We start from the raw sequence: 12,918 nt of genomic DNA, 5'->3' as shown, positions 1-12,918 counted from the left end.
GCGCTTTGCGCAGGGCAAAGCGGACTTCTTCGAATGCGCACTGGGAGCCCTGAGGCTTCCCAGCTGCAGTCAACTTCTATCTATTACACGGACACGGCGAAGCTCTTTTTGAATTTCGTTACCGCTTCAACCAGTGCGTCTTCGTTTTCTTTTACCAAGTCTTTCGTATCGCTGATCGATTGGTAGATGCTATCTTGGTTACTTGCCAAGTAAGCATGGAATTCATTCTCGAAGCGTTGAATATCTGCAACTGGAATTTCATCCAGGTGCCCTCTCGTAGCTATATACAAGCTGACAACTTGCTTCTCTACTGGAAGCGGCTGGTTGACACCTTGCTTCAGAATTTCCATCAAGCGTTCACCACGGTTCAAGCGGGCAAGCGTTGACTTATCCAAATCGGATCCGAATTGAGAGAAGGCTTGCAATTCACGATATTGTGCCAAGTCGAGACGAAGTGTACCTGCTACCTTCTTCATCGCCTTGATCTGTGCGGAACCACCAACACGGGATACGGAAATACCTACGTTAATCGCTGGACGTTGACCGGAATAGAACAGGTCAGCTTCCAAGAAAATTTGTCCGTCGGTAATCGAGATTACGTTCGTCGGAATGTAAGCCGAAACGTCAGATGCTTGTGTTTCGATAAATGGCAATGCAGTCAAAGAACCGCCGCCATTCTCGTCGCTCAGCTTCGCAGCGCGCTCCAGCAAGCGGGAGTGCAAGTAGAATACGTCACCAGGATATGCCTCACGGCCTGGAGGACGGCGAAGGAGCAAGGACAATTCGCGGTAAGCCGCAGCTTGCTTCGACAAGTCATCATAGATTACGAGCACGTGCTCGCCTTTGTACATGAAGTACTCGCCCATGGAGACGCCTGCATATGGAGCCAAGAACAGAAGCGGTGCTGGCTCGGATGCCGATGCTGTAACCACGATTGTGTACTCCAATGCGCCATGACGACGAAGTGTTTCTACAACTTGTGCAACTGTAGATTGCTTTTGGCCGATTGCGACGTAAATACATTTCACGCCGTTGCCTTTTTGGTTAATGATCGTATCGATTGCGATCGTTGTCTTACCTGTTTGACGGTCACCGATGATCAGCTCACGCTGACCGCGGCCGATTGGAACCATGGAGTCAATCGCTTTAATACCCGTTTGCATCGGCTCATGTACCGATTTACGATCGATAACGCCTGGTGCATTGGATTCGACTGGACGGAATTCCGTCGTAGCGATTGGGCCTTTGCCGTCTACTGGCTGGCCGAGCGGATTGACAACGCGTCCAAGCAGCGCTTCACCGACTGGAACTTCCATGATGCGGCCTGTACGCTTTACTTGGTCACCTTCGCGAATGTCTTTGTAAGGTCCAAGAATTACGATACCAACGTTATTCTCCTCCAAGTTGAGGGCCATACCCATAACGCCGTTAGAGAATTCGAGCAACTCGCCGGACATACATTGCTCTAGTCCGTGTACACGGGCAATACCGTCACCAACATTAATGACCGTACCGACTTCCGCCACTTCGATCTCCGATTTATATTGTTCGATTTGACTTTTAATCAGTGTACTGATTTCATCAGGTCTGATGCTCAACTCGCTTCACCCCATTCTTCCGTGCTAAATAGTAAATGAGAGTTCAAAAACGGACTTCTTGAACAGTCTCGATAAGAACTACTGCGCTTGCGATTTCAATGATCTATTTAGGCGTTCCAACTTGCCGGACAAGCTGCCGTCATACAGATGATCCCGAATGCGGACTTGCAAGCCTCCGATTACGGATGCGTCAACAACGTTATGAACGCGAATCGTCTTGCCTAGTTTCTGACCGAATTCAGCAGCGACAGCTTCCTTCTCCGATTCATCAAGCGGATAAGCGGATGTCACTGTTGCATCCAGGACGCCGAGTGCTTCGCCAGCAATGCGAACATAGCTGTCCGCAATCTCGCGCAGTGCGTCAATGCGCCCACGTTCGATAAGCAGCTGAACCATGTTCAACACGATATCAGATACGTGACCGTCTAGTACTTTGCTAAGTACTGCTGACTTCTCGGCATGACCAATATTCGGCGACGTCAGAATAAGGTACAATTCATGATTGGCTTTCACCAATTCCGCAGTATCTTTCAACTGCTGTTCCGTTTCTGAGACCAGTTGACGCTCCTGAGCAAGTTCGAACAACGCTTTGGCATAACGCTTGGCGATTACGATGTTCTGGCTCATTGTTTGCCTCCTACCTCTTTCAGGTATTGGCCGACCAATTGCTCTTGATCTTTCTCGTCAACTTGCTTCTCCAAGATCTTCGATGCGATTGCAACGGACATGTTGCCCACTTCTTCGCGAAGAGCGGCAACTGCCTTGTTCTTCTCGCTCTCGATATCGCGAGCTGCTTCTTCCTTCAGACGAACAGCCTCGCTCTTCGCGCCGCCGATAATCTCGTCTGCTTGACGAACGCTCGTTTGTTTCGCTTGTTCGATGATGTCATACGCATCTTTGCGCGCTGTAGCAAGAGCTTCCTTCTGTTCTTCTACGTATACTTGTGCCTGTGAACGGCTATTCGCCGCTTCATCCAATTGCTGCTGCACGAGCTCGCGGCGTTTCTCCATCACGTCGAACAATGGTCCGAACGCGTACTTTTGAAGTAAGAAATATAGGATTAAGAAAGCAAGGATCGCCCACACGAAATTTTCCCAAACAAAACTCACTACAGTCACTCCTTTCCGTTAACATGACGTGCTAACAAAACGAAGGCGCGGATGGCATCGGCCTTCCCCGCCAAACCGTTTGTCTATTCATTAAGAAGAAAACATTGCCAAGAACGCGATAACTGTAGCTGCGAGCGGAATAACCTCGACGATACCAACACCGATAAACATTGTCGTTTGCAACATGTTACGAGCTTCTGGTTGACGAGCAATCGACTCAACTGTGCGGCTAACGATCATACCGTTACCAAGACCTGCGCCCAAGGCGCCCAAACCTACTGCAATTGCTGCTGCGATCAAATTCATTAGAAAAGTCCTCCTCAAAATTCATGTATTATTGAATTGCTTTGTTTATATGTCTCACCCGAAGTTGCCATACGAGTATGGGTCTCGGCAGAGTTTGTTAATGTTCTTCATGTACAGATGCCTGCGCGATGTATACCATTGTCAACATCGTGAAGATGAAGGCTTGGAGCGCGCCGATAAATATACTGAAGCCTTGCCATGCCGCGAGGAACGGTAGACCGAATACCCCTGCTCCAATGAGCGTGGATATCAGTACCTCACCCGCGAAGATGTTCGCGTACAACCGGATACCAAGCGCAATTGGCTTCGCCAAGTTCTCCACGATGTTCAATGGAAGGAAGATTGGGAATGGCTCGATATAGTGCTTCAAGTAGTGCTTCCGATTGTTCTTGAGGCCTAGGAAGTTCACGAGAATGAAAACCAAGAACGCCAGACCGAATGTTACGGATACGTCAGCCGTTGGCGACTTATACCACAACAAGTGGACGTGTTCAGGTTTACCCTTAGCTGCAAGCTCATCGAATGCCGCCTGACTAGTTGCTACAATCTCGTGACCGAAGATAGACACCGGATGGTGCGCTTCGGTAATCACTGCGAACGGCAATCCTAGTACGTTAGATACGAAAATAAACAAGATAAGCGTCATCCCTAATGAGATGAATGCCTTCCCCTTCTTCAGCGGCATCGCACTACCGATAATGCCGTGCACGAATTCGACAACCCACTCCAAGAAGTTCTGCATCTTGGAAGGCTTTTCAACCGAAAGATTGCGAACAGCGAGCCGGGCAATAATAAAGGTAATGATTCCGCTAAGAAGTAGCGTGAAGATGATGGACAAATCCAGGTGCAGTCCCATAACCTCGATAATCGGTGCTGAGTGCATAAATGTGTTCACCCCTTTCCAATAGACTGCTTACACTTTCTTTTTGCTTGCCCAAATTATACTAACGAAAATCGACAATAACTGAGTAATGAAAAATCCGACAATTGTCGCCACAAGGGATATGTGCTGTTCGAACTTAATGGCGAACATGACTGCCAAGAGTACAATGCACATCCGAGTTACAAATCCAAAGCTGTACCGCCTCTTCTCTTGACTAGCAGCCATCTCTGCAATCTGTCTAACTTTGATAGACAAATAGTGAGCATAGGCCAGCCCTGCCGCAGTTCCCAGTGTCAGTCCAGCCGTATATATCCGGTATTCCGGCGCTACAGCCCAACCGAGGATGAACGCAGACAACAAGAGGAGCGTTACTCTCGTAACGGCACGAACCATGGAAGCCATATCATTCATTTTGTTCCCCCATGAACTTCTTTACTAAGTAGATGATATTGACGATGCCAAGGCATAGCCCGACGATACTCCCTACTCCTAGCCAGAGCTTGGACCCATTAGACCCATTCGCGATCCACTTCCCCGCGTAAAAGCCTAAGAGTATGTACAAGGCAAGCAAGACACCCGCTCCACTAATAGAGAGGGCGACCAGCCATGGGCGATCGTTACGATTCGACATTTTCATAGCCTATAATTCCCATTCATTTTACTTAAGATTACGAGTCTTTGTCAATTGATAAAAACCGCGTAACAACAAGGATGAAAACGATATACATTCGCTTTCAAGCTTCGAAAATCCGCGTAAACCGTACAGTATCACTGTATGCTGGTGCCTTCCCTCATAGAAGAGTGTCATCTATCAATTTGTGAACTTTGTGTGAAATGGCTCCGGACGCTCTTCTTGAACCCCAAAACTGTGAAGAATCGCACTGACGATCCTTTGGGACGCTTTGCCATCCCCATAAGGGTTTGCAGCCTTGCTCATGCGTGCATATGTCGTTTCGTCCGACAACAGCGCCTTCGCACGCGCGTACACTTTCTCTTCATCCGTGCCGACCAATTCCAGTGTTCCTGCATCAATGCCTTCCGGTCGTTCGGTAGTTTCGCGGAGGACAAGCACAGGAATGCCAAATGACGGTGCTTCCTCCTGAAGACCGCCTGAATCGGTAAGGATGAGGTGCGTGTGCGGATAGAAGTTGTGGAGGTCAACCACATCAAGCGGTTCTATCAGCTTAATGCGCGGGTGATCTCCCAGCATCTCATGAGCCGGTTCACGTACAGCCGGACTTGGATGTACCGGATATACGATAGCGATGTCTTCAAATTCGTCTGCAATACGGCGAACAGCACGGAAAATGTTGCGATGCGGCTCACCTTGTGATTCGCGGCGATGTGCAGTCATCAATACTAGACGTTTGCCTTGCGCCCAATCGAGCACCTCATGCTTGTAGTCAGATCGTACTGTATATTGAAACACATCTGTAACTGTGTTGCCTGTGACAAATATCGATGCATCTTGCTTATTTTCTTTACGCAAATTGCTTGCCGACCAATCGGTAGGCGCAAAGTGCAAATCAGCCAAAACGCCTGTCAATTGGCGATTCATTTCTTCCGGGAACGGAGAAAGCTTATTCCATGTACGAAGTCCCGCTTCAACGTGCCCTACCTTAATCTGTTGCATGAATGCCGCGTAGCTGGCGAGGAACGTCGTCAATGTGTCACCATGTACAAGCACAATATCTGGCTTCGCTTCACGCAATACAGGCTCCAATCCTTGAAGGACACGCACGGAAATATCATTCAGCGTCTGACGCGCCTGCATAATGTCCAGATCATAGTCTGGCTTAATATTGAACACATCGAGCACCTGGTCCAACATCTGACGATGTTGGGCCGTGACGCATACGATGGATTCGATGTGTTCCGGATGCTTCTGTAATTCCAGAATAAGCGGCGCCATCTTAATTGCTTCTGGACGAACACCGAATACCGTCATTACTTTCACTTTGGACATAGTCTTATCCTCCGTCTTTCTTCTTGCATAATAGTCAATACATTATTGGCTCTAAAATCATTTTTTTGACCTCAAAAAGATCGCTTTTCAGCACCGAGAAGGTTGCAAGAACTCGAAGCCGAGCTTCCGAAGCGAGTTTTGCCGAGCAAAACTTGTAAGGAGCAGCAGAGTGCAGACAAAGACTACATGAGCAGCTAAAATGTTTCCGCAGGAAACATACTTCGTAAGCATAAGTTCTTCGAGAGTGAATGCATGATTCGATGCCGAATTGCCTCTTGAGTTGCTTCGTGATCAAAAGCGAATTCTTCTACTTTGTGCCGAACAAGCGGTCGCCGGCGTCACCCAGACCTGGAACAATATAGCCGTGATCGTCCAGACGCTCGTCCAATGCCGCCAAATAAATGTCGATGTCCGGATGTGCTTCTTGAACAGCCTTGACACCTTCCGGCGCTGCAATGAGGCACATCAATTTAATTTGCGTGCAGCTGCGCTTCTTCAGCACGTCAATAGCCGCAATCGCCGATCCGCCTGTAGCAAGCATTGGATCAATAACGATCAATTGACGCTCAGTCACGTCTGTAGGAAGCTTCGTATAGTACTCAACCGGTTGAAGCGTCTCAGGATCGCGGAACAAGCCCACATGTCCGATCTTCGCACCTGGAATCAGCTTTACAACGCCTTCTACCATACCTAGTCCAGCACGCAAAATAGGGATTAGTCCCAGCATGCGGCCAGCGATCATTTTGCTCTCTGTTTCGGCAACTGGCGTTTCGACTGTCACCGTTTGCAATGGCAGTTCACGTGTAATCTCATACGCCATCAAAGTTGCTACTTCGTCCACGAGCTCGCGGAAGTCCTTCGTCGTTGTCTTTTTGTCTCGAATCAATGTCAATTTGTGTTGAATCAGTGGATGATCGCAAATGACCAGTTTACCCATATTTCGTGTCCCTCCGCCTTTTACTCTCGTTGCTTTTAATCTCAATACGTGATGATTTGAACTGATATTCCTACTTTGAACAGCCGTACATGCCAAGCTTATCCGGCTTTATCTAAGCTAAACAGGCTCTATTATAACATTCCGAGCCTATCACTGCACGTTTTGCAGGCACTTTTGAGGTATTTTTCACATTTCCGACAACTCGGTGCAAAAGGATCACACTGTACTATTTCTAAGCATGTTGAAGACAGCTTATACATGGTCATGCAGCAAACATCGGAAATTGTCGAGATTCTACTCTGCTGAGGCTCTCGCATACTACCTAGGCATCCTATACTGAAATCGAGAGTTCTCCCTGCCTATTTACGCAAAAAAGAGCAGGTGATCATCTTCAAGAGTGATTACCTGCTCTGTCCATTAAATATGCAATAAAAGAGTCCTACCCGCCAAAAGGGCGTATCTTCCTACCTAATTAATATTTCAATGTAGAGTACAACGGGAACTGAGCTGTCAGATCGCTGACCATACCGCGTGCTTTGTTCAATACAGCCTCATCCTGTGGCTGCTTCAATGTCATAGCAATGACTTGGCCAATAACGCACATTGCTGCTTCATCCATGCCTCGGGATGTCGCCGCTGGTGTTCCGATACGAATACCGCTCGTTATGAACGGACTTGTCGGATCGAATGGAATGGCGTTCTTGTTCACGGTAATGCCAACGGAATCCAATACTTTCTCCGCATCTTTACCCGTGATATTGATATTGCGCGTATCGATCAGCATCAGATGATTATCTGTACCGCCAGATACAATACTCAAACCTTCCTCAACCAGCGTACTCGCCAATACTTGCGCGTTCTTGATCACTTGCTCAGCATACTGCTTGAACGATGGCTGCAGTGCTTCGCCCAATGCAACAGCCTTAGAAGCCACCACATGCATAAGCGGGCCGCCTTGTGTGCCTGGGAATACAGCCTTGTCGATCGCTTGCGCCCAAGCTTGACGGCACATAATCATACCTCCGCGCGGACCGCGCAGTGTCTTATGTGTTGTCGTCGTAACGAAATGAGCGTGCGGTACTGGGCTTGGATGAAGTCCTGCGGCAACCAATCCTGCGATATGCGCCATGTCTACCATGAACAGAGCGCCTACATCGTTCGCAATTTGGCCAAGTACTTCAAAATCGATAATACGTGGATAAGCGCTTGCGCCTGCCACGATCATTTTCGGACGATGCTTGAATGCTGCCTTGCGCACTTTATCATAATCAATACGGAACGTATCTTCTTCCACACCGTAAGCCACAAAGTTGTACAGCAAACCAGATGCATTCACAGGGCTTCCGTGAGTCAAGTGTCCACCATGCGCCAAATCCATGCCAAGCACGGTATCTCCTGGCTTCAATGCTGCCAAGTACACAGCCATGTTCGCTTGCGCACCGGAGTGCGGCTGTACATTGACATGCTCAGCGCCGAAGAGTTCCTTCGCACGGTTGCGGGCAATATCCTCAACAATATCCACGTGCTCGCAGCCGCCATAGTAGCGTTTGCCTGGATAACCTTCCGCGTATTTGTTCGTCAGAACCGTCCCCATCGCTTCCATAACCGCCTCACTGACGATGTTTTCAGAAGCAATCAGCTCGATATTGTTGCGCTGACGCTGCAACTCCAAGTCCATTGCTTTCAACACTTCAGGATCTGCTTGTCGTAAATGATCTACCATTGGCATAGCCCTCCCACATTTTCATTCCCTTATTGCAATGTATGACAACGCATCTGCGTTAAGGTTCTATCGTAGCAGTAATAAAAGTGCAACAGCGGCTCTCCCGCCCCACTGCAAATAATTGTGAACAGCCCGCATTCAAACACTGCTCCTATTCACATGAAGACAATCCATCCTCAGTTGGAAGCTGATAGACTGCCCGCTCCCCGCCTATAAGCTTCGGCCGCGTCTTCGCCATATTGACACGCGCCTTGCCAATATATCGCACTTCTGTACGCAGAGGAACAGCTACCCGGCGCAAATGCATGCCAATAAGCGTCTCGCCGATATCGATGCCAGCATGGGCACATATCTCTTCTGCGAGACATGCATCAGTCAGCTGGCGATACGCATAAGCGGCCATCGATCCGCCCGCCTTCCGAACCGGAACTGCCGATACTTCCAGCAGCCGGAGCCGCTCCAATGTGCGGCGTTCAACAACAAGTGCGCGGTTCAAATGCTCACAGCATTGGAATGCAATCTCGAGGCCATAGCTTGAGCGGAGCACGTCGAGACCGGCAAATATCGCCTGCGCGGTATCCGTTGCGCCCGAAGTTCCAATGCGCGCACCTGCCACCTCGCTTGTACTGCAGCCAATGACGACTAGCTGCCCAGGCTTGAGCCCTGCCTCGCGAACGAGGGCATGTGCAGCTGCCTCTGCTTGCTCGCGAACCTGCCCCATTTTCAAGAATGACGATGCTGGCCCTTGATGTTCGTTCTTCTCGATCTCATTCATACTGCCCATTCACCTCCACTCGCTACGCTTGCGAGTGATATTTATGTTCTACGTCCGCGACCTTGCGAAGACGTCCAATATGGCGCTCTCCTTGGCTGAATTCTGTACCCAGCCATACGCGTACAATCTCTTCAGCAAGTCCAGGTCCAATGACACGCTCACCCATAGCAAGTACATTCGTATCATTGTGCTCTCTCGTTGCCTTAGCAGAGAATAAATCATGAACAAGCCCGCAGCGGACGCCTGGCACCTTATTCGCTGCGATGGACATCCCAATCCCGGTACCACATATGAGCACGCCTCGATCTGCTTCGCCTGAGGCAACCATCTCTGCAACAGGTACCGCATAATCCGGATAATCTACTGATGTTGTACAATCGCAGCCTACATCAATGACGTCATGACCAAGCTCCTTGATGACTTGTACAATCCCTTCCTTAAGTCGTACGCCAGCATGGTCTGCACCAATGGCAATTTTCATTGTCGTACCCTCCATCCGTTGTCTTCAATTGTGCTCTCCGTCCATGTTACCATGCTCGGTATGCTACGGGTCTATTATAACGAATTTCCCGCATATTAGACGAGCCAATTGCACGTTACTCCCAGTGTAACATGTCTCATTGATTGAAAAAAAGAGCATAGCACGGCTCTCTATCCGTACACTGCTCTTCTGCCCAGGCGACCGGCCGTATGCTCCGATGCTCCACCGTGGTTCCCCACTTCCGTCGCCAGTTACATCGGATCCTCTCCATATAGAACGATCATAATGGATGTCGCAACCAATTGCAACCGTTATTTTCCTGCCCACTCATACACAGCATCCTACTGCTGCATTTGGCAGTGCCATAAACCCAACACTTAAACCGTCTATGGCTGAAGCTTATCAAGCAACCTAGTCAGCGCAGCCTGAATCTCCGCCGCTGTCATCCGATACTGCTCCAAAGAACCGCCATACGGGTCTGCCACATCCTGATTCGGCATAAGCCGCTGCAATTCAGCAAGCTGTACCAGCTCTTCTTCCGTTGGAGCTTGTCCCATAGCAAGCTTCAATTGAAGATCCGCAGCCAATGATTGCAGCTGTTGATATTGCTCCTGCTCTGAATCCGAATTGCTCACATATTCCTTAAGCGCAAATGTCTTGCTCGTTGCACCCGGGAACTGTTGAAGCACATGACGCTTGTGGCTAGTCGTCAATGTCAATATAAGATCTGCCCAATGCACACGCTCTTCATCCAGTGCAGCCGATCGAAAATCTCGATGATTGGCAATATTCTGCTCCTCCAGTACAGTAGAAGCGTGCTGTGACATCGCTGTGCCGTCCCATGCTGCTACACCTGCTGACTGAACATGAATGTCCAAGCCGCGTTCCTCTGCCATATGCTTCAGCATAGCCTCTGCGATTGGACTTCGGCATGTATTGCCTGTACATACAAATAAAATGCGTATCATATGACCCCCTCCCTTCATACCATGAAACCTATCTATAGGGTCGCGCATCTTCATCAATCTCATTCCTGCTTGCTTTGACTTCGCTCCAAAGCTTAAAAAGCTTAGAAAGGCAGCAAAAACAATACCCCAAAGGTAAGCAGGATCGCCCCACCTGCAGCCTCCCCGTACTCACCGAAATGCTTGCCTGCGTGGTGGCCAAGCAGTAAGCCAAAGATCGACATTGCACCGCCAAACAATCCAAAGGCAATGATCGTCATCAACAAATCAGAGCCGAACATGCCGAGCGATATTCCAACGGAAAAGGAGTCTACACTCACACTAAGTGCGAACAGCAGCATCCCCCATACCGTTGAAGTATTAATCATTTGCGAGGATTCACCCTTCAACGAGCTGTATATCATATGCCCCCCTAGCATAATAAGAAGGCCTCCCGCTGCCCATGTGGTTACTTCACCGAGCAGCATGCTCATATACATGCCTGTTGCAACACCCGCCAGCGGCATCAGTACATGGAACAATGCGATAACCCCGCTAATGCGAACTGCATCTCTTCGCCGTACCCCTCTCATACCGATACCTAGACACAGTGAAAAGGCATCTGAGCCCAATGCTGCCGCCATCAAAAAAATCGTGATCCATTGGCCGATTGGCGCTGCCGTTTCCCACATTGCCCCCACTCCTCGTCCCATAGCGTCTGTATCCAACGTATGCGGACAAGGATAGTTTCATGACAAGCAGCAAAGAGATAACAAGGCTTGTCTCTTATAAGCTACATTACCCAAACAAGGTTCATTCACACCAAATGATACGATGACCTGCTGCCTTCATCATACGGTTCATCACTGCAAGACCGATGCCTTCTGTAGTGCAAGCTTCTGCCAGTATATAAGTTGCGCCCGCTTCATCGAAATGCCGCAGGGCATCATATAGCAGTGCGGCTGCCTCTTCCAATACATGCACACTGCCAATCGTTGCTACAATATCAGCTCGGTATTGTTCTGCATGCTCTGCGAAGGCAAGTACACCCGTTGTCTCCCCACGCTGCTGCGCTTCATGCAGCATACGCTGAATGCATTCGGTCACTTGTTCCGCAGACTCCCCCTGCACGATATGCAGCTGACCTTGGGGAGCATAGTGGGTATATTTCATTCCAGGTGAGCGAGGCGCGTTCATCTGGATGTCATTCGCTTGCCCCATATGCCCCGAAGCAGCTTGAAGAGATACCGACTCCTCGCTAATCATGCCGCTCGCTGCTGCCGAAGGATCTGCTTCCTTGTTCACCAGCGGCGTAGACAAGGAATCTCGATCCCCCAGCGCAGATTCTGTAGTTGGTGGAACCTGTGCATGGATCATTCCCCCATTGGGATCGACCGCTGGATCAATCGTTACCTCGGAGGCCACCTCTTGCAGCATCGCTGTTGTTATCCCACCCGGGCGGAGGACATGCACACGACTGCCTATTAATTCTACAACAGTAGACTCTACCCCTACGCCTGTCGCACCGCCATCGACAATACCGTCGATAAGACCGTCCAAATCCTCCCGTACATGCTCCGCACGCGTCGGACTAGGACGTCCTGAACGGTTGGCGCTTGGAGCTGCCACGGGACATCCAGAAGCACGTATAAGAGCCAAAGCTGTATCGTGACCCGGCATCCGTACACCAACCGTATCCAGTCCCGCCGTCACGCGAGGGGATACAGCCCCCATTCGCACCGGCAGCACGATCGTCAACGGACCCGGCCAAAAGCGTTCCATAAGACGAGCAGCGATATCACTATAAGGCAGGACAAGCTCATCAAGCTGATTCCGTTCAGCAATATGAACGATTAGCGGGTTGTCGGATGGACGCCCCTTGGCAGCAAATATACGTTCAACTGCCTTCGTATCACGGGCATCCGCGCCAAGCCCATATACCGTCTCCGTTGGAAAGGCAACGGTGCCTCCGGCAGCTAGAATTGCCGCCCCCTCTGTTATTCCATGCTGCTGTTCAAGCGGCATATGTTCGTCTACCGACCACCACTTCGTGTGCAAACGTTGAGCGCTTCCTTCCGTCACGGTAGTCGCGCTGTCCTTCTGTTCCCGTTCATGTCGAGTATTCATTGAGTACATCCCTTACTTCGATATAGAGTGTATGCTCTCCCGCCCCGATGCCGACATCGACAATAAAAA

The 12,918-nt window shown here is 49.6% G+C and carries 15 protein-coding genes and 1 riboswitch; all 15 genes read right to left on the bottom strand.

Annotated elements, in window-relative coordinates:
• Nucleotides 1-83: 83 nt before the first annotated feature.
• The 15 genes from atpA to BP95_RS0123595 all read right to left on the bottom strand — a co-directional run bounded on the left by atpA (nt 84) and on the right by BP95_RS0123595 (nt 12,858).
• Entirely contained in the window at nt 84-1,598 is a 1,515-nt protein-coding gene (gene atpA, locus BP95_RS0123665) for a F0F1 ATP synthase subunit alpha (RefSeq protein WP_021257175.1), read from the bottom strand.
• Between the two features lie 78 nt (nt 1,599-1,676).
• A complete protein-coding gene (locus tag BP95_RS0123660; protein ID WP_028533392.1) occupies nt 1,677-2,225 on the bottom strand; it encodes a F0F1 ATP synthase subunit delta in 549 nt (182 codons plus the stop codon).
• Entirely contained in the window at nt 2,222-2,707 is a 486-nt protein-coding gene (atpF, locus tag BP95_RS0123655) for a F0F1 ATP synthase subunit B (RefSeq protein WP_005544831.1), read from the bottom strand. The genes BP95_RS0123660 and atpF overlap by 4 nt, the downstream gene beginning before the upstream one ends.
• Before the next feature lie 90 nt (nt 2,708-2,797).
• Nucleotides 2,798-3,013 (bottom strand): F0F1 ATP synthase subunit C, encoded by a 216-nt coding sequence (atpE, locus tag BP95_RS0123650; protein ID WP_021258908.1) that lies wholly within the window; start codon nt 3,011-3,013, stop codon nt 2,798-2,800.
• 97 nt (nt 3,014-3,110) lie between these two features.
• Nucleotides 3,111-3,896, bottom strand: coding sequence for a F0F1 ATP synthase subunit A (gene atpB / locus BP95_RS0123645; protein ID WP_028533391.1), 786 nt, complete (start codon nt 3,894-3,896; stop codon nt 3,111-3,113).
• Between the two features lie 30 nt (nt 3,897-3,926).
• Nucleotides 3,927-4,307, bottom strand: a complete 381-nt coding sequence (locus BP95_RS0123640; protein WP_021257179.1) for an ATP synthase subunit I — start codon at nt 4,305-4,307, stop codon at nt 3,927-3,929.
• Entirely contained in the window at nt 4,300-4,533 is a 234-nt protein-coding gene (locus tag BP95_RS0123635) for an AtpZ/AtpI family protein (RefSeq protein WP_021257180.1), read from the bottom strand. Before BP95_RS0123635 ends, BP95_RS0123640 begins: the two co-directional genes overlap by 8 nt.
• 174 nt (nt 4,534-4,707) lie before the next feature.
• Complete coding sequence (gene wecB, locus BP95_RS0123630; protein ID WP_021257181.1) at nt 4,708-5,862, bottom strand: non-hydrolyzing UDP-N-acetylglucosamine 2-epimerase; 1,155 nt, start codon at nt 5,860-5,862, stop codon at nt 4,708-4,710.
• 307 nt (nt 5,863-6,169) lie between these two features.
• A complete protein-coding gene (upp, locus tag BP95_RS0123625) occupies nt 6,170-6,799 on the bottom strand; it encodes a uracil phosphoribosyltransferase (protein ID WP_005544846.1) in 630 nt (209 codons plus the stop codon).
• Nucleotides 6,800-7,271: 472 nt separating this feature from the next.
• Nucleotides 7,272-8,522: a serine hydroxymethyltransferase gene (gene glyA / locus BP95_RS0123620; RefSeq protein WP_028533390.1), complete on the bottom strand. Its 1,251-nt coding sequence runs from the start codon at nt 8,520-8,522 to the stop codon at nt 7,272-7,274.
• Between the two features lie 151 nt (nt 8,523-8,673).
• Nucleotides 8,674-9,243, bottom strand: a complete 570-nt coding sequence (locus BP95_RS0123615) for a TIGR01440 family protein (RefSeq protein WP_036592722.1) — start codon at nt 9,241-9,243, stop codon at nt 8,674-8,676.
• A gap of 76 nt (nt 9,244-9,319) precedes the next feature.
• Nucleotides 9,320-9,778 (bottom strand): ribose 5-phosphate isomerase B, encoded by a 459-nt coding sequence (gene rpiB, locus BP95_RS0123610; RefSeq protein ID WP_021257184.1) that lies wholly within the window; start codon nt 9,776-9,778, stop codon nt 9,320-9,322.
• Nucleotides 9,779-9,962: 184 nt separating this feature from the next.
• Nucleotides 9,963-10,043, bottom strand: a riboswitch (ZMP/ZTP riboswitch).
• Nucleotides 10,044-10,164: 121 nt separating this feature from the next.
• Nucleotides 10,165-10,746 (bottom strand): low molecular weight protein arginine phosphatase, encoded by a 582-nt coding sequence (locus tag BP95_RS0123605; protein ID WP_021257185.1) that lies wholly within the window; start codon nt 10,744-10,746, stop codon nt 10,165-10,167.
• A 101-nt stretch (nt 10,747-10,847) separates the two neighbouring features.
• Nucleotides 10,848-11,414, bottom strand: coding sequence for a manganese efflux pump MntP (locus BP95_RS0123600; protein ID WP_021257186.1), 567 nt, complete (start codon nt 11,412-11,414; stop codon nt 10,848-10,850).
• A 121-nt stretch (nt 11,415-11,535) separates the two neighbouring features.
• On the bottom strand, nt 11,536-12,858 hold the full coding sequence (locus BP95_RS0123595; RefSeq protein ID WP_028533388.1) for an L-threonylcarbamoyladenylate synthase: 1,323 nt from the start codon (nt 12,856-12,858) through the stop codon (nt 11,536-11,538).
• Between the last annotated feature and the right edge of the window lie 60 nt (nt 12,859-12,918).

Origin of the sequence: Paenibacillus sp. UNC217MF (assembly GCF_000686865.1) — a bacterium.
GTDB lineage: Bacteria > Bacillota > Bacilli > Paenibacillales > Paenibacillaceae > Paenibacillus_B > Paenibacillus_B suaedae.
Note: the sequence above shows the minus strand (reverse complement) of the source record. Positions and strands in the feature narration are given on the sequence as shown.

What these genes read in the sequence shown, in the direction of transcription:
- rpiB (WP_021257184.1), bottom strand. Translation starts at nt 9,778, where the DNA reads ATGAAAATTGCCATTGGTGCAGACCATGCTGGCGTACGACTTAAGGAA.
- BP95_RS0123660 (WP_028533392.1), bottom strand. Translation starts at nt 2,225, where the DNA reads ATGAGCCAGAACATCGTAATCGCCAAGCGTTATGCCAAAGCGTTGTTC.
- upp (WP_005544846.1), bottom strand. Translation starts at nt 6,799, where the DNA reads ATGGGTAAACTGGTCATTTGCGATCATCCACTGATTCAACACAAATTG.
- BP95_RS0123595 (WP_028533388.1), bottom strand. Translation starts at nt 12,858, where the DNA reads ATGTACTCAATGAATACTCGACATGAACGGGAACAGAAGGACAGCGCG.
- glyA (WP_028533390.1), bottom strand. Translation starts at nt 8,522, where the DNA reads ATGGTAGATCATTTACGACAAGCAGATCCTGAAGTGTTGAAAGCAATG.
- atpB (WP_028533391.1), bottom strand. Translation starts at nt 3,896, where the DNA reads ATGCACTCAGCACCGATTATCGAGGTTATGGGACTGCACCTGGATTTG.
- BP95_RS0123615 (WP_036592722.1), bottom strand. Translation starts at nt 9,243, where the DNA reads ATGGGGCAGGTTCGCGAGCAAGCAGAGGCAGCTGCACATGCCCTCGTT.
- atpE (WP_021258908.1), bottom strand. Translation starts at nt 3,013, where the DNA reads ATGAATTTGATCGCAGCAGCAATTGCAGTAGGTTTGGGCGCCTTGGGC.
- BP95_RS0123635 (WP_021257180.1), bottom strand. Translation starts at nt 4,533, where the DNA reads ATGAAAATGTCGAATCGTAACGATCGCCCATGGCTGGTCGCCCTCTCT.
- BP95_RS0123640 (WP_021257179.1), bottom strand. Translation starts at nt 4,307, where the DNA reads ATGAATGATATGGCTTCCATGGTTCGTGCCGTTACGAGAGTAACGCTC.
- BP95_RS0123605 (WP_021257185.1), bottom strand. Translation starts at nt 10,746, where the DNA reads ATGATACGCATTTTATTTGTATGTACAGGCAATACATGCCGAAGTCCA.
- BP95_RS0123600 (WP_021257186.1), bottom strand. Translation starts at nt 11,414, where the DNA reads ATGTGGGAAACGGCAGCGCCAATCGGCCAATGGATCACGATTTTTTTG.
- wecB (WP_021257181.1), bottom strand. Translation starts at nt 5,862, where the DNA reads ATGTCCAAAGTGAAAGTAATGACGGTATTCGGTGTTCGTCCAGAAGCA.